At 46.9% G+C, this 14,277-nt stretch carries 15 protein-coding genes and 1 other annotated feature; of the genes, 13 read left to right on the forward strand and 2 right to left on the reverse strand.

Annotated features, from left to right (window positions below; translation table 11 throughout):
- The first annotated feature begins 36 nt into the window (after positions 1 to 36).
- Together ytxC and thrS are read left to right on the forward strand one after the other, a co-directional pair.
- Positions 37 to 867: a putative sporulation protein YtxC gene (gene ytxC / locus ABK447_RS06120; protein WP_033574195.1), complete on the forward strand. Its 831-nt coding sequence runs from the start codon at positions 37 to 39 to the stop codon at positions 865 to 867.
- 409 nt (positions 868 to 1,276) lie between these two features.
- A complete protein-coding gene (thrS, locus tag ABK447_RS06125; protein ID WP_043021587.1) occupies positions 1,277 to 3,208 on the forward strand; it encodes a threonine--tRNA ligase in 1,932 nt (643 codons plus the stop codon).
- A 53-nt stretch (positions 3,209 to 3,261) separates the two neighbouring features.
- Here thrS and ABK447_RS06130 read toward each other — a convergent pair whose 3' ends face one another.
- Positions 3,262 to 4,056, reverse strand: coding sequence for an HAD family hydrolase (locus ABK447_RS06130; RefSeq protein WP_061046572.1), 795 nt, complete (start codon positions 4,054 to 4,056; stop codon positions 3,262 to 3,264).
- 184 nt (positions 4,057 to 4,240) lie between these two features.
- On the opposite strand from ABK447_RS06130, the gene ABK447_RS06135 reads away from it, so the two are divergent.
- The 8 genes from ABK447_RS06135 (at position 4,241) to ABK447_RS06170 (ending at position 9,816) form a co-directional block, all read left to right on the forward strand.
- Positions 4,241 to 6,022 (forward strand): sensor histidine kinase, encoded by a 1,782-nt coding sequence (locus tag ABK447_RS06135; protein ID WP_007408090.1) that lies wholly within the window; start codon positions 4,241 to 4,243, stop codon positions 6,020 to 6,022.
- Complete coding sequence (locus ABK447_RS06140) at positions 6,000 to 6,734, forward strand: LytTR family DNA-binding domain-containing protein (protein WP_007408091.1); 735 nt, start codon at positions 6,000 to 6,002, stop codon at positions 6,732 to 6,734. Before ABK447_RS06135 ends, ABK447_RS06140 begins: the two co-directional genes overlap by 23 nt.
- 129 nt (positions 6,735 to 6,863) lie before the next feature.
- A complete protein-coding gene (lrgA, locus tag ABK447_RS06145) occupies positions 6,864 to 7,301 on the forward strand; it encodes an antiholin-like murein hydrolase modulator LrgA (RefSeq protein ID WP_099320060.1) in 438 nt (145 codons plus the stop codon).
- Between the two features lie 12 nt (positions 7,302 to 7,313).
- The gene (gene lrgB, locus ABK447_RS06150; RefSeq protein ID WP_007408093.1) at positions 7,314 to 7,997 is read left to right on the forward strand and encodes an antiholin-like protein LrgB; all 684 of its coding nucleotides are present in this window, start codon (positions 7,314 to 7,316) and stop codon (positions 7,995 to 7,997) included.
- A gap of 180 nt (positions 7,998 to 8,177) precedes the next feature.
- Positions 8,178 to 8,308, forward strand: a sequence feature (ribosomal protein L20 leader region).
- Between the two features lie 58 nt (positions 8,309 to 8,366).
- A complete protein-coding gene (gene infC, locus ABK447_RS06155; RefSeq protein WP_071543361.1) occupies positions 8,367 to 8,888 on the forward strand; it encodes a translation initiation factor IF-3 in 522 nt (173 codons plus the stop codon).
- Positions 8,889 to 8,900: 12 nt separating this feature from the next.
- A complete protein-coding gene (gene rpmI / locus ABK447_RS06160; RefSeq protein ID WP_003152493.1) occupies positions 8,901 to 9,101 on the forward strand; it encodes a 50S ribosomal protein L35 in 201 nt (66 codons plus the stop codon).
- Between the two features lie 31 nt (positions 9,102 to 9,132).
- Entirely contained in the window at positions 9,133 to 9,492 is a 360-nt protein-coding gene (rplT, locus tag ABK447_RS06165; protein ID WP_007613019.1) for a 50S ribosomal protein L20, read from the forward strand.
- Between the two features lie 57 nt (positions 9,493 to 9,549).
- Entirely contained in the window at positions 9,550 to 9,816 is a 267-nt protein-coding gene (locus ABK447_RS06170) for a DUF1294 domain-containing protein (RefSeq protein WP_015240352.1), read from the forward strand.
- Positions 9,817 to 9,829: 13 nt separating this feature from the next.
- Here ABK447_RS06170 and ABK447_RS06175 read toward each other — a convergent pair whose 3' ends face one another.
- Positions 9,830 to 10,222 carry a hypothetical protein gene (locus tag ABK447_RS06175; RefSeq protein WP_007408095.1) on the reverse strand — a complete coding sequence of 131 codons (393 nt, stop codon included), beginning with the start codon at positions 10,220 to 10,222 and terminating at the stop codon, positions 9,830 to 9,832.
- A gap of 183 nt (positions 10,223 to 10,405) precedes the next feature.
- Between ABK447_RS06175 and ABK447_RS06180 the strand changes: the two genes are divergently transcribed.
- The 3 genes from ABK447_RS06180 (at position 10,406) to araA (ending at position 14,276) form a co-directional block, all read left to right on the forward strand.
- Positions 10,406 to 11,491, forward strand: a complete 1,086-nt coding sequence (locus tag ABK447_RS06180; RefSeq protein WP_007408096.1) for a M42 family metallopeptidase — start codon at positions 10,406 to 10,408, stop codon at positions 11,489 to 11,491.
- 142 nt (positions 11,492 to 11,633) lie between these two features.
- Positions 11,634 to 12,599, forward strand: a complete 966-nt coding sequence (locus ABK447_RS06185) for a glycoside hydrolase family 43 protein (RefSeq protein ID WP_012118149.1) — start codon at positions 11,634 to 11,636, stop codon at positions 12,597 to 12,599.
- Between the two features lie 183 nt (positions 12,600 to 12,782).
- On the forward strand, positions 12,783 to 14,276 hold the full coding sequence (gene araA / locus ABK447_RS06190; protein ID WP_032871715.1) for an L-arabinose isomerase: 1,494 nt from the start codon (positions 12,783 to 12,785) through the stop codon (positions 14,274 to 14,276).
- Position 14,277 lies beyond the last annotated feature (1 nt).

The following is a 14,277-nucleotide window of genomic DNA, read 5'->3' on the forward strand; positions in this document are numbered from 1 at the left end:
ATATACTTGTAACAGATGCCGTAAGGGGGGACAAATATGCTTGAAGTGATCTTTGAAGATGACCACGATACCGCCGCTTTTTTACATCTCATTCAGCAATCGGACGACCGGAGACATTTTATTGTCCGTGAAGGCATAAAAAAAGTCGGAATCGCAAGGTCTGAAACGGCTTTTTGCGTTCAGCGCTTTATTGAGCCGATACTTGTCAGGTTTTTTTTGGAATGCAAAGAAGACGAGCATATGCTTTCGCTTATTGAGGATGCATACTGCTTCACCGATCAGGATGAACAGCAGCAAATCCTTCAGCTTGCACACAGCATTATGGAAGGAGAGCTTGATGATCATCCGTTCGAGCCGAAGAAAGAGCCGCGCACACAGTTTATTTCAGATGCGCTCCGGACGATTTCACTTGATGCGGGTGTTTTTTCCGTGCGTTCGTTTCAGACGTTCCGGCTCAGCAGGTATTATGAGCGGCTCAGAGAATACGCGGAGGCTGCGATAGATGAATATCGGATGGAACAGGAATATCAAAACTTTATCCAGTCTCTGAGAGATTATGTGACATCCAATCCGCCGCGGATGAAGAAAGTCCGCATCGTACATGACCGGGCTTTTACGCTGTGGGAGCTGCGCTATTTGTCAGAACGGGAACAGAAAAAATACATAGACAGACGGTTTGTGCGGGAGCACCCGATGTATATAGATTCCCATCTCCTTGCGCCGCTGATCTCCATTGCGCCTGAGACGGTAGAACTGTATACGGACAAACCGGAGCATATGATGTCCAGAACGATTCAAAACGTGTTTCAGGAGAGGGTGCGCCTTTTTCCGCTGGGCGCGTTTGCAGCCGAGAAGACGGAAGGATAGCCGTACGGACGGCCTTGCGTAAGCGGCAGGGCTGTCTGTGCGAAATCAGACGGAAAACCGAGTTGCATTTTTCTCGCAGACATTTTATAATACATAAAAGATTAATGATTGCTACACGTATTGATAAGGACATGAAGCATTGATACCGGCTTTATAAGAGAGGAGAGCCCAGGCTGAAAGCTTTCCAGCTATGGATCATTGTCTTTACCGCCTTTGAACTTCAGCTGTGAACGCCGGAAGAAGCGCCAGTAATAGCTGACGGGAACTCCCGTTACAGAGTTTAGAGCCGCAGGTGCCGAAACAATCGGCCGCGCGGAAAAAAGGGTGGAACCACGATTCCGTTTATTTAACCTCGTCCCTTTCATAGGGGGCGGGGTTTTTGATTTGCATAAAAAAAGGAGTGACGAAGATGTCAGATATGATCAACATCACATTTCCGGACGGAGCGGTAAAGGAATTTCCGAAAGGAACAACAACAGAAGATATCGCGGCATCCATCAGCCCGGGATTAAAGAAAAAGTCTTTAGCCGGAAAACTGAACGGACAGGAAATTGATTTAAGAACGCCGATTCAAGAGGACGGTGCCGTAGAAATCATTACAGAAGGCACAGAAGAAGGTTTGAACATCATGCGGCACAGCACGGCGCATTTATTGGCCCAGGCGATTAAACGCATTTATAAAGATGTGAAATTCGGAGTCGGCCCCGTCATTGAAAACGGGTTCTATTATGACATTGAAATGGAGCAGGCGCTGACGCCGGATGACCTTCCGAAGATTGAAAAAGAAATGAAACGCATCGTCGGTGAAAATCTGCCGATTATCCGAAAAGAAGTGAGCCGTGATGAAGCAAAAGCCATGTTTGCGGAAATCGGCGATAATCTGAAGCTTGAACTGCTGGATGCCATCCCTGAAGACGAAACGGTCTCTATTTATGAGCAGGGCGAATTTTTTGACCTGTGCCGCGGCGTGCACGTGCCGTCTACAGGCAAAATTAAAGAATTTAAGCTGCTGAGCCTTGCGGGCGCATACTGGCGCGGCGACAGCAAAAACCAAATGCTTCAGCGCATTTACGGCACGGCTTTCTTTAAAAAGGATGACTTGAAAGAGCATTTGCGCATGCTTGAAGAAGCGAAAGAGCGTGACCACCGAAAACTGGGCAAAGAATTAAAATTGTTTGCCAACTCTCAAAAAGTCGGACAAGGTCTGCCGCTCTGGCTGCCGAAAGGCGCGACCATCCGCCGCGTGATCGAGCGCTACATTGTGGATAAAGAGCTGAGCCTCGGTTATGAGCACGTCTATACGCCTGTCCTCGGAAGCAAAGACCTGTACGAAACATCAGGGCACTGGGATCATTATCAGGATACAATGTTCCCGCCGATGGAAATGGACAATGAAACACTCGTGCTCCGTCCGATGAACTGTCCTCACCATATGATGATTTACAAGCAGGACATTCACAGCTACCGCGAGCTTCCGATCCGGATTGCAGAGCTCGGAACGATGCACCGATACGAAATGTCCGGGGCGCTTTCAGGTCTTCAGCGCGTACGCGGCATGACGTTAAATGACGCGCACATTTTCGTCCGCCCTGATCAGATTAAAGAAGAATTCATCCGCACGGTCCGTTTGATTCAAGACGTATACGAAGACTTCGGCCTGAATGATTACACATTCCGCCTGTCTTACCGCGATCCTGAAGATACGGAAAAATATTTTGATGATGATGAGATGTGGAACAAAGCGCAATCCATGCTGAAGGCGGCAATGGATGAGATGGGGCACGACTATTATGAAGCGGAAGGCGAAGCGGCGTTTTACGGCCCTAAGCTTGACGTGCAGGTGAAAACGGCGATCGGCAAAGAAGAGACATTGTCAACTGTACAGCTTGACTTCCTTCTTCCGGAACGCTTTGATCTCACTTACGTCGGAGAAGACGGCAAACAGCACCGCCCTGTCGTTATTCACCGCGGCGTCGTGTCAACGATGGAGCGTTTCGTTGCTTTCTTAATCGAAGAGCACAAGGGCGCCCTTCCGACATGGCTTGCGCCGGTGCAATTCCAAGTCATTCCTGTATCACCGTCCGTGCATCTTGACTACGCGAAAAAAGTGCAGGAGCGCCTGCAGCGCGAAGGCCTGCGTGTCGAGCTTGACAGCCGGGACGAAAAAATCGGCTATAAAATCCGTGAAGCGCAAATGCAAAAAATCCCGTACATGCTTGTGGTCGGTGACCAAGAAGCGGAAAACGGCGCGGTAAACGTCCGGAAATACGGCGAGCAGAAATCAGAAACCGTCTCATTGGACGATTTTGTGAAAAAGGCTGTAGCCGAAGCGAAAAAATAACCGGAAATACAAAAACCCCGTTCATTCAGAATGGGGTTTTTTAGCGTATAAAATTATCTTTCTTTTTGTTTCTCTATAATCGCAAACAGCTCGTGAAGATCGCTGATCACGTAATCAGGCGCAATGTCCGTATCATTTTTCTTTTGCGTCCGGTTAACCCAGACTGTCGTAATGCCTGCCCGTTTCGCTCCCAATATATCAGTATTGAGGTTATCTCCGACCATCATGGCGTCTTCTTTTTTCAGGTTCAGGAGGCCGAGGCAATGTTCGAATATGGAGGCATCGGGTTTCCCTTTTCCGAAAGCGCCTGAGATGACGATTTCATTAAAATAAGGCGCGAGCTCAGGAACGCCGGCGAGTTTTTCTTTCTGCAGGCTGGGATCGCCGTTTGTCAGCAGAAGCAATTCATAAACACCTTTCAGCTTATCAAGCACCGCAAACGTTTCATCATACACATACGGACGCTGTCTGCGTTCCGCCGCGAAAAACTCCGCCAAATATTCGCCGTAAGCCGCATCGTCTATACCGACGCTTTTTAAGCCGTTCGTCCAGGCGTTTCGTCTGTATTCCGGCGCAATCCGATTCAGCTGTTTAAATCCTTCGCTGACCGGCTCGGAAAAATTCGCCCACAATCCTTCAAACGGATTAATGCCGATCATGACCGTATAAGGATAGGTTTCGTATGACATATACAATTCCCGTGCCGCTTTCCGAACCGCCTCTTCAAATGTATGCGGGTCAAGGCCATATTTTTTTTCCGCTTGTAAACATGTTTCCCTGAATGTTGTTCTGACGCTTTTTTCATCCCATAACAGTGTATCGTCCAAATCAAAAAATACGGCTTTCATGATCTTCTCCTCTTTGTTATATTCTGAAACTCTCTGCCGCAAGGCTCCCGTTTATTCTACAATAGATACATAGACTGTGAAAGATGTTTTCAGATGATTTGAAAAAAACAGGCAGGTTTGTGTCAGATTCTGTCTCAGGCTCTAAAACGTGATAAAATACAATTTGAAAGAACAGGTGAAAAGTATGCTGCATTTGATCATCATGATGCTGGAAAGAGTCGGAATTATCGTCATATTGGGATTTGTTCTGGCTCATACCAGATTGTTCAGACAGGCGCTCCAGCAGCCTGAGAGCTATAAAGGCAAAGCGGTGCTGATTTCAATTTTCTCGCTGTTCAGTATCATCAGCAACTATACGGGAATAGAAATTCAGCGGAATACAATCATGAATAATGACTGGGTGTTTCAAATTAATCCGTCCGGTTCAATTGCCAATACAAGAATTATGGGCGTTGAAATCGGCGGACTCTTAGGCGGCCCGTATGTGGGAATCGGCGTCGGCATACTGGCCGGCCTGCATCGTTTATCACTCGGCGGCGCGACGGCAGTCAGCTGTGCCGTCTCATCCGTTTTAGCGGGCATTTTGTCCGGCTGGATCGGACGGTATTTCAGAAAACGCTATGCGATGCCGACACCGCGGGTGGCCGCGCTTGTCGGACTCGGAATGGAATCGCTGCAAATGCTGCTCATCCTCTTGATGGCCAAGCCGTTTTCTGATGCTTGGACGCTTGTGAGCATCATCGGCATCCCGATGATATTGGTAAACGGGTCAGGGACTTTTATTTTTCTTTCGATCATTCAGTCGATTATCCGGAAGGAAGAACGGGCGAGAGCCCTTGAAACCCACAGGGTGCTGATGATTGCCGACCAGACGCTTCCGTTTTTCCGCCAGGGGCTGAATGAAAGCTCATGCAAAAGCGTCGCCGCCATCATTCACAGGCAAACAGGAACGGACGCGGTATCGCTTACGGATAACGAAAAGATTTTGGCGCACGTCGGCGCGGGTGCCGACCATCATATTCCGTCTGAAAGCCTGATCACCGGATTGTCAAAACGCGTCATTAAAACGGGTCATATTATGAAAGCGACATCAAAGGAAGAAATTGAATGCACGCACGATCCCTGTCCGCTGCATGCGGCGATCGTATTGCCGCTGACGTCAAACGGCAAAACGATCGGGACGTTGAAAATGTACTTTAAAAGCCCGTCAGGTTTAAGCCGGGTTGAAGAAGAGCTTGCAGAAGGACTCGCCATGCTGTTTTCCACCCAGCTTGAACTCGGCGAGGCGGAACTGCAGAGCAAATTGCTGAAAGACGCAGAAATAAAGGCGCTTCAGGCACAGGTCAATCCGCATTTTCTGTTTAATGCGATCAATACGATTTCTGCTCTTTGCCGTACGGATGTGGAAAAAACCCGAAAGCTTCTGCTGCAGCTGAGCGTCTATTTCCGTTCCAATCTGCAGGGGGCAAGGCAGCTGCTCATCCCGCTTTCTAAAGAACTGAACCATCTGCAGGCGTATTTATCATTGGAGCAGGCCCGTTTTCCCGGGAAATATAAAATCAGTCTTGAAATCGAACGCGGTTTGGAGGACATCGAAATTCCTCCTTTTGTGCTGCAGATTCTCGTCGAAAATGCGCTCCGCCATGCATTTTCAAGAAAGCAGGACAGCTGTGCCGTCAATGTCAGCGTGGTATCCGCCGGTCAGTCGGTTTTAATGCGGGTTGGAGATAACGGGCGGGGAATTGATCCGGAATTGCTGTCCGTGCTCGGAAACCGTCCGCTGCCGTCTAAAGAAGGGACGGGAACCGCGCTTTACAATTTAAATCAGCGGCTGATCGGGCTGTTCGGCCCCAAAGCAGCCCTGCGATTGGAAAGTGAGGCCGGCAAAGGTACGGACGTATCATTTGAGCTGCCTTTGAAACTGATGACTAAAGGAGAAGAACATGCTGAAGGTGTTAATCGTTGATGATGAAATGCTGGCAAGAGATGAATTAGCTTATTTGCTGAAACGGACGAATGAAGTAAGTGACATAAACGAAGCTGAAAATATTGAATCCGCTTTTGACAGTATGATGGATCAAAAACCGGATCTGCTGTTTTTGGACGTTGATTTGTCAGGAGAAAACGGATTTGACATTGCCAAACGGCTGAAAAACATGAAAAATCCGCCGGCCGTCGTTTTTGCGACGGCGTATGACCAATTTGCTTTAAAAGCCTTTGAAGTCGACGCGCTCGATTATTTAACGAAGCCTTTTGATGAAGAAAGAGTGCGCCAGACGATCAGAAAGTTTAAAAGAGTGAAGCGGGACAGGGCAGGAGCCGTCTCAGAGCAGCCGTCCGCAGCCGGAGCGCATAAACTGGCTGTATCAGCCGGTGAATCTATTGTCATTTTAGATACGAAGGACATTATTTTCGCCGGCATGGAGGACGGACACGTTTCCGTTAAAACGTTTGCCGCGTCTTATTCCGTTCACGAAACTTTGGCGGTCATTGAGAAAAAACTGCCTGATACGGGTTTCTTGAGAGTGCACCGCGCGTTCATCGTGAATACGGAGCATATTACAGAAATTCATCCGTGGTTTAATTCGACGTACAATCTTATCTTAAAAGACGGCTCTAAAATTCCCGTCAGCCGTACATACGCCAAGGACTTAAAAAAGCTGCTTCATATTATATGAGGCGGCTTTTGCATTTCAGCAGCCGTTTTTTGCATTTCAGAATGAATATTCAGCCGTTTGTTATGAAAGCGCTTTAAAAGGCGATTTCTCTTTTATAATGGACCTAACAAAGAGAAAGAGGTGAAGAAAATGAGTGCGAAAAAAGTGTACGGATTTCTGACACAAGCATTTGTTTTTGCCGTAATTATGCTCATATCTAATGGGATTGCAGCGATTGTCCCCATTCCTATACCCGCTTCCGTAGTAGGTTTGGTGTTATTATTTGTCCTCTTATGCCTGAAAGTGATTAAGCTTGAACAAGTAGAAACGCTGGGAACATCATTAACGTCACTGATCGGATTTTTATTTGTCCCGTCGGGCATCTCCGTGATGAATTCACTTGGCGTCATGCAGCAGTACGGCGTGCAGATCGCACTCGTCATCTTACTCGCCACCATCATTCTGTTAGGGGCCACGGGCCTTTTTTCTCAGCTGATCTTGTCTGTCAGCCAAAAACGTCAGAAGGCAGCCCCTGAAAAACAAACGGTGCGCCGTTCCAATCAGGAAAAAGAACTTGTGCAGCATTAGGAGGGAAATCGGATGAGTCCATATTTCGGTATTGTCGTTTCACTTGCGGCCTTTGGCATCGGCACGTATTTATTTAAAAAAACGAGAGGCTTTTTCCTCTTCACCCCGCTGTTTGTCGCGATGGTGCTTGGAATCCTTTTTCTGAAGCTCGGCGGTTTTTCATATGAAGATTATAAAAGCGGGGGAGACATTATTAAATTCTTCCTGGAGCCCGCGACGATCGCTTTTGCGATCCCTTTATACAAACAGCGTGACAAACTGAAAAAATACTGGTGGCAGATCATGTCTTCTATCATTGTCGGCTCTATCTGCTCAGTCACGATTGTCTATTTGATCGCAAAAGGCATTCATCTTGACGCGGCCGTTATGAAAAGCATGCTTCCGCAGGCGGCGACAACGGCAATTGCCCTTCCGCTGTCAAAAGGAATCGGCGGCATCACCGACATCACCGCTTTCGCCGTTATTTTCAACGCCGTTATCGTCTATGCTCTGGGCGCTCTATTCTTAAAATTGTTTAAAGTGAAACACCCAATCTCTAAGGGACTGGCTCTCGGCACATCAGGACACGCACTCGGTGTTGCGGTCGGTATTGAGATGGGGGAAGTAGAAGCGGCAATGGCAAGTATCGCGGTTGTCGTCGTAGGAGTGGTGACGGTGCTGGTCATTCCGGTATTCGTTCAGCTCATCGGAGGATAAACCCGGCCATAGACCCGGGTTTTTTTATTGTGTTGGCACGTCCGCGTGCGGCAAAGAACGAAATTTCACATTTTTCCTTGCGCTCGCCCCGGCATCGTGTTAAAATGAAAAAGTTGATCCGGAGAAGTCATTCTTGACTAATGATCCGGTATTGTGTAGAATAGTTATGAATTGAATATAAATCACAAGCAGAGGCACCCGCTTCTCACCTGATTGACACATTCATGTAGTTGGCAGGTTGACCGTACATTTTTATTTATGCAGATGTTCGTAGTGTGGGTGTGTTGTCATGCCCGCACTTTTTGTTTGCCTGCAGAATGCAGTCAAAAAGCGTTGTGAATCAATTCGAAGAAACTATGGAGGTGGCTCATTATTAGCAAAGATCAATTGGTTAATGAGGGTATCCGTGCACGTGAAGTTCGTCTGATCGGACAAAATGGCGATCAGCTCGGCATCAAGTCCCGTCAGGAAGCACTTGAAATCGCCGGCCGCGCAAATCTTGACCTTGTGTTAGTTGCAGCAAATGCAAAACCGCCTGTCTGCCGCATCATGGACTACGGTAAGTTCAGATTCGAGCAGCAGAAAAAGGACAAAGAAGCACGCAAAAATCAAAAAATCATTAACTTAAAAGAAGTTAGATTAAGTCCGACGATCGATGAGCATGACTTTAACACGAAATTGCGCAATGCGATTAAATTCCTTGAAAAAGGCGATAAAGTGAAAGCTTCTATCCGCTTTAAAGGGCGCGCAATCACTCATAAAGAAATCGGCCAGCGCGTATTGGACCGTTTCTCTGAAGCATGTGCGGAAGTTGCGACAGTCGAAACAAAACCAAAAATGGACGGCCGCAGCATGTTCTTAATGCTTGCGCCGAAAAACGAAAAGCAATAAGGAGGAAATCCCATGCCAAAAATGAAAACTCACCGCGGATCTGCTAAACGTTTTAAAAAGACAGGTTCTGGGAAGTTAAAACGTTCTCATGCATATACAAGTCACTTATTCGCCAACAAATCCCAAAAGCAAAAGCGTAAGCTTCGCAAGGGTGCTATTGTGAGCGCAGGAGACTTCAAACGCATCAAACAACAGCTTGCCAACATCAAGTAATCGGACAAGGAACAATTAGGAGGGAAATATAATGCCAAGAGTAAAAGGCGGAACTGTGTCGCGTCAGCGTCGTAAAAAGGTTCTTAAATTAGCAAAAGGTTATTTCGGTTCAAAACATAGATTATACAAAGTAGCAAACCAGCAGGTCATGAAATCAGGAAACTATGCATTCCGTGACCGCCGTCAGAAAAAACGTGATTTCCGTAAGCTTTGGATCACTCGTATCAACGCTGCTGCACGTATGAACGGTCTTTCTTACAGCCGTTTAATGCACGGTCTTAAGCTTTCAGGCATCGAAGTAAACCGCAAAATGCTTGCTGATCTTGCTGTAAACGATCTTACTGCTTTCAATCAGCTTGCTGATGCTGCTAAAGCTCAGTTAGACAAGTAAGTTGAAAAAGCCGCTCTCTTTCCGGGAGCGGTTTTTTTACGTAAAGGGTGACAATCAATGGCTCTCTTCATTTACGCCGTATTGATAAACGGATACGGCTTTTGGATCATGGGCGCTGATAAAAGAAGAGCAAAGGCGCACAGGTGGAGAATATCAGAGAAACGAATATGGCTCACAGCCGCCATGTTCGGCTCACTCGGCGTATGGATCGGCATGCGCACCTTCAGGCATAAAACGAAACACAAATCCTTTTTATACGGGGTGCCGCTGCTTTTTCTCACTGAAGCCGCCCTTGTGCTGATGTATTTGGTGTATAAAGAATAAAAAGCAGGAGAGCTTATCGCTCGCCTGCTTTTTTCGCTTTTTTGATGGGCTGGTCCCAATCAATCTTGCAATTCGGATACCGCTCCAATACCTTTTTTTCGACTTCTTCAAAATCACCTGCAGAAAAGCGGTTCAGCTTTTCCGGATTTTCGGTCCATACAAATATCGTATGAATAAACAGCGGATGATCTTTGGAAGGGATATGCTTTTCTCCTTCAAAGAGCACTCCTTTATAAGTAAGCTGGAGATTTTTTCGCGTGTTTTTCTGTTCGTCAATAAAATAAAAATTCTCTTTTGATTGCGCCAGTCTGAGCCTTCTTTTCGGGTTTGCGTAGAATTTGACGCCCATGTAAATAAAATAAATAAGAAGTGCAAGCAAGACAATCCTTAATACTGTAATGGCCATATGTGTGAAGGCACCTCCTCACCTTTGTCATGATCTGATGTAATACGAAAAACAAAACAAAAAGTTTCATTTTTTTAAAAGAAATAGATAAAAACATTTACCCGTTTTTCAGGCGAATTAATCGTATGCTTCAGCATTGGTTTTGTATAATAAGAAGGGTAGTGAAAAAAAGGAGGTTTATTGATGACAAAATTAGATGAAACGCTCACCATGCTGAAAGCGTTAACGGATGCAAAAGGGATACCGGGAAATGAGAGAGAAGTAAGACAAGTGATGAAATCATACATAGAACCATTTGCTGACGATGTCACAACAGACCGGCTGGGAAGCTTAATCGCCAAAAAAACCGGCAAAGAAAACGGTCCGAAAATCATGATCTCAGGGCATTTAGACGAAGTCGGTTTTATGGTGACGCAAATCACTGATAAAGGCTTTCTCCGCTTTCAAACCGTCGGCGGCTGGTGGTCTCAGGTCATGCTGGCCCAGCGCGTCACCGTCGTGACAAAAAAAGGGGACATCACGGGGATCATCGGTTCGAAACCGCCTCACATTCTGCCTCCTGACGCCAGAAAAAAAGCCGCCGATATTAAAGAGATGTTCATCGATATCGGGGCGTCCAGCCGTGAAGAAGCAATGGAATGGGGCGTTCTTCCGGGTGACCAGATTGTGCCGTATTTTGAATTTACAGTGATGAACAATGAAAAGCATTTATTGGCAAAGGCATGGGACAACCGTATCGGCTGCGCGATTGCCATCGATGTATTAAAAAATCTGAAAAACAGCGATCATCCGAATGAAGTATACGGGGTCGGAACGGTTCAGGAAGAAGTCGGGCTTCGCGGGGCGAAAACAGCGGCACATACGATTCAGCCTGATATCGCGTTCGGTGTGGATGTCGGAATTGCCGGAGATACACCGGGAATTTCTGAAAAAGAGGCACAAAGCAAAATCGGCGAAGGGCCGCAAATTATTCTGTATGACGCGTCAATGGTATCTCACAAAGGGCTGCGCGACCTTGTCGTGAACACGGCGGAAGAAGCGGGAATTCCTTATCAATTCGATTCCATTGCCGGAGGGGGCACGGATTCAGGTTCCATTCATTTAACCGCAAACGGAGTGCCGGCGCTGTCCATTACGATCGCGACGCGCTACATTCACACTCATGCCGCTATTTTGCATCGGGATGATTATGAGAATACGGTAAAATTGATCACAGAAGTGATTAAAAAATTAGACCGGGAAACGGTTGACCGTATTACTTATCAATAAAGATACGGAAGAATCTGCTTTTTTAAGCAGATTCTTTTTTTTGTCTGTACAAATATGAGCCCTGCGTCTACAATAAGAGAAGACATAGAAAAATCTGACAACACGTTTTTGAAAGCGCTTTAAAAAAGGGGAGGGTTTACAAATGAAAAACAGATTCAGACGCATGATCCGCTTTTCATGCGCAGCCGTTACAGCCGGTCTGCTGCTGATGTCTTCATCTCCGGCATCTGCCGCGTTTTGGGGGGCATCAAATGAATTGCTGCACGATCCGACAATGGCGAAGGAAGGAAACACGTGGTACGCTTTCGGAACCGGTTTGGAAGGGGAGAGGGGGCTTCGCGTCTTAAAGGCGGGCAGCGGCGGCGTATGGACCGTTCAGAAATCAATCTTTACTTCCCCGCTGTCATGGTGGGGCAATTATGTGCCGAATTACGGGCTGAATCAATGGGCCCCCGATGTTCAATATTTTAACGGAAAGTATTGGCTGTATTATGCCGTTTCTTCATTCGGCAAAAATACCTCCGCGATCGGTCTTGCATCATCTACAAGCCTCAGTTCGGGAAACTGGAAGGACGAAGGGCTCGTTATCCGTTCAACAAGCGCCGATAACTACAATGCAATTGATCCGGAGCTGACAATTGATAAAGACGGAAACCCTTGGCTTGCCTTCGGTTCTTTTTGGAGCGGCATTAAGCTGACAAAGCTTGATAAAAATACCATGAAACCGACGGGGTCACTTTATTCCATCGCTGCCAGACCGAATAACGGCGGAGCTTTGGAAGCGCCGGCCATCACCTACCAGAACGGCTACTATTACTTAATGGTGTCGTTTGATAAATGCTGTTCAGGCGTGAATAGTACGTACAAAATCGCTTATGGAAGATCCAAAAGCATCACCGGCCCATATCTCGATAAAAGCGGGAAAAGCATGTCAGAAGGCGGAGGGACGATTCTTGACTCCGGCAATGACCGCTGGAAAGGCCCGGGCGGTCAAGACATTGTGAACGGGAATATTTTAGTGCGTCATGCGTATGATGCCGAAAACAGCGGAATTCCGAAGATGCTCATCAATGATATCGATTGGAGTTCAGGCTGGCCTTCCTATTAATTGATCAGCCGGGCATGTGTGTCCGGCTTTTTTACTTGCAATAAAAGATTGACAGTTTGATTCCTCCTTAACTATAATAAAATTGTTCGTACAAATAAAAGGATAAAAGTTTTTTGGTTTATATTCGTACGTATATTTTTCAAAAATGCAAGCGCTTTATTTTGATAGGAAGGGGAAATGAATGTGCTTCAGAACAAAGAATATGAATTTTGGTTTGTAACGGGAAGCCAGCACTTATACGGAGAGGAAACGCTGCAGCTTGTCGATAAACACGCAAAGGGAATATGTGACGGCCTCAGCGGGGTGTCATCAAGATACAAGATCAGGCATAAACCGGTTGTCACGTCATCTGAAACGATCAGAGAGGTTTTGCGGGAAGCGCAGTATCAAGAAAACTGTGCCGGGGTCGTGACATGGATGCATACATTTTCCCCTGCGAAAATGTGGATTGAAGGTCTTTCCGCTTTTCAAAAGCCGATGCTTCATCTGCATACTCAATATCACCGCGACATCCCGTGGGAAACGATTGATATGGACTTTATGAACAGCAACCAATCCGCTCATGGAGACCGGGAATACGGGTATATCCAGTCAAGAATGGGGCAGACGAGAAAAGTCATCGCAGGCTATTGGGATGATGAGGAAGTCAAACATGACATTTCGCAATGGATGAACACTGCTGCAGCCTGGAATGAAAGCAGGAATATTAAAGTAGCCCGGTTCGGCGACAATATGCGGAATGTGGCGGTTACTGACGGAGACAAAGTCGGCGCCCACATCCAATTCGGCTGGCAGGTTGACGGGTACGGAATCGGCGATCTTACCGAGGTGATGAACAACGTCACCGACACAGAAATTGAGGCGCTTTATGAGGAATACGACAAATTGTATGTCATCAGCGGCGAAACAAAACGGGATGAAGCAAAAGTTGCTTCCATTAAAGAACAGGCGAAAATTGAACTCGGATTAACGGCCTTTCTCGAACGGGGCGGATATACAGCGTTTTCGACCTCCTTTGAAGTTTTGCACGGAATGAAGCAGCTTCCGGGTCTTGCCGTTCAGCGTCTCATGGAGAAAGGGTACGGATTTGCCGGCGAAGGCGATTGGAAAACGGCTGCCCTTGTGCGAATGATGAAAATAATGGCGGACGGAGAACAAACCTCCTTCATGGAAGATTATACGTACCATTTTGAACCGGGGCGTGCGATGATTCTCGGATCACATATGCTTGAAGTATGTCCGACGATCGCCCTTGATCAGCCGAAAATCGAAGTCCATCCTCTCTCAATCGGAGGGAAGGAAGATCCGGCCCGGTTGGTCTTTAACGGAATCGGCGGTTCAGCCATCATCGCCAGCATCATTGATATCGGCGGGCGATTCCGTCTCATTCTGAATGAAGCGGAAGGCAGGGAAATTGATCATGATATGCCGAATCTCCCTGTGGCGCGGGTGCTGTGGAAGCCGGAGCCATCGCTGAAAACAGCTGCAGAAGCATGGATTTTGGCGGGAGGCGCCCACCATACTTGTATGTCCTTCCGGCTTACGGCTGAACAGATGCTTGACTGGGCTGAGATGGCAGGCATTGAAAGCATCTTTATTTCCCGCAATACCGAAATACATGAGCTGAAAAAAGAGCTGAAATGGAATGACGTATTATACCGGCTGGGAGGGAATTGAT

Origin of the sequence: Bacillus sp. hwrm1 (genome assembly GCF_040207805.1) — a bacterium.
Taxonomy (GTDB): Bacteria; Bacillota; Bacilli; order Bacillales; family Bacillaceae; genus Bacillus; species Bacillus velezensis.

What these genes read in the sequence shown, in the direction of transcription:
- ytxC (WP_033574195.1), top strand. Translation starts at nt 37, where the DNA reads ATGCTTGAAGTGATCTTTGAAGATGACCACGATACCGCCGCTTTTTTA.
- thrS (WP_043021587.1), top strand. Translation starts at nt 1,277, where the DNA reads ATGTCAGATATGATCAACATCACATTTCCGGACGGAGCGGTAAAGGAA.
- ABK447_RS06130 (WP_061046572.1), bottom strand. Translation starts at nt 4,056, where the DNA reads ATGAAAGCCGTATTTTTTGATTTGGACGATACACTGTTATGGGATGAA.
- ABK447_RS06135 (WP_007408090.1), top strand. Translation starts at nt 4,241, where the DNA reads ATGCTGCATTTGATCATCATGATGCTGGAAAGAGTCGGAATTATCGTC.
- ABK447_RS06140 (WP_007408091.1), top strand. Translation starts at nt 6,000, where the DNA reads ATGCTGAAGGTGTTAATCGTTGATGATGAAATGCTGGCAAGAGATGAA.
- lrgA (WP_099320060.1), top strand. Translation starts at nt 6,864, where the DNA reads ATGAGTGCGAAAAAAGTGTACGGATTTCTGACACAAGCATTTGTTTTT.
- lrgB (WP_007408093.1), top strand. Translation starts at nt 7,314, where the DNA reads ATGAGTCCATATTTCGGTATTGTCGTTTCACTTGCGGCCTTTGGCATC.
- rpmI (WP_003152493.1), top strand. Translation starts at nt 8,901, where the DNA reads ATGCCAAAAATGAAAACTCACCGCGGATCTGCTAAACGTTTTAAAAAG.
- rplT (WP_007613019.1), top strand. Translation starts at nt 9,133, where the DNA reads ATGCCAAGAGTAAAAGGCGGAACTGTGTCGCGTCAGCGTCGTAAAAAG.
- ABK447_RS06170 (WP_015240352.1), top strand. Translation starts at nt 9,550, where the DNA reads ATGGCTCTCTTCATTTACGCCGTATTGATAAACGGATACGGCTTTTGG.
- ABK447_RS06175 (WP_007408095.1), bottom strand. Translation starts at nt 10,222, where the DNA reads ATGGCCATTACAGTATTAAGGATTGTCTTGCTTGCACTTCTTATTTAT.
- ABK447_RS06180 (WP_007408096.1), top strand. Translation starts at nt 10,406, where the DNA reads ATGACAAAATTAGATGAAACGCTCACCATGCTGAAAGCGTTAACGGAT.
- ABK447_RS06185 (WP_012118149.1), top strand. Translation starts at nt 11,634, where the DNA reads ATGAAAAACAGATTCAGACGCATGATCCGCTTTTCATGCGCAGCCGTT.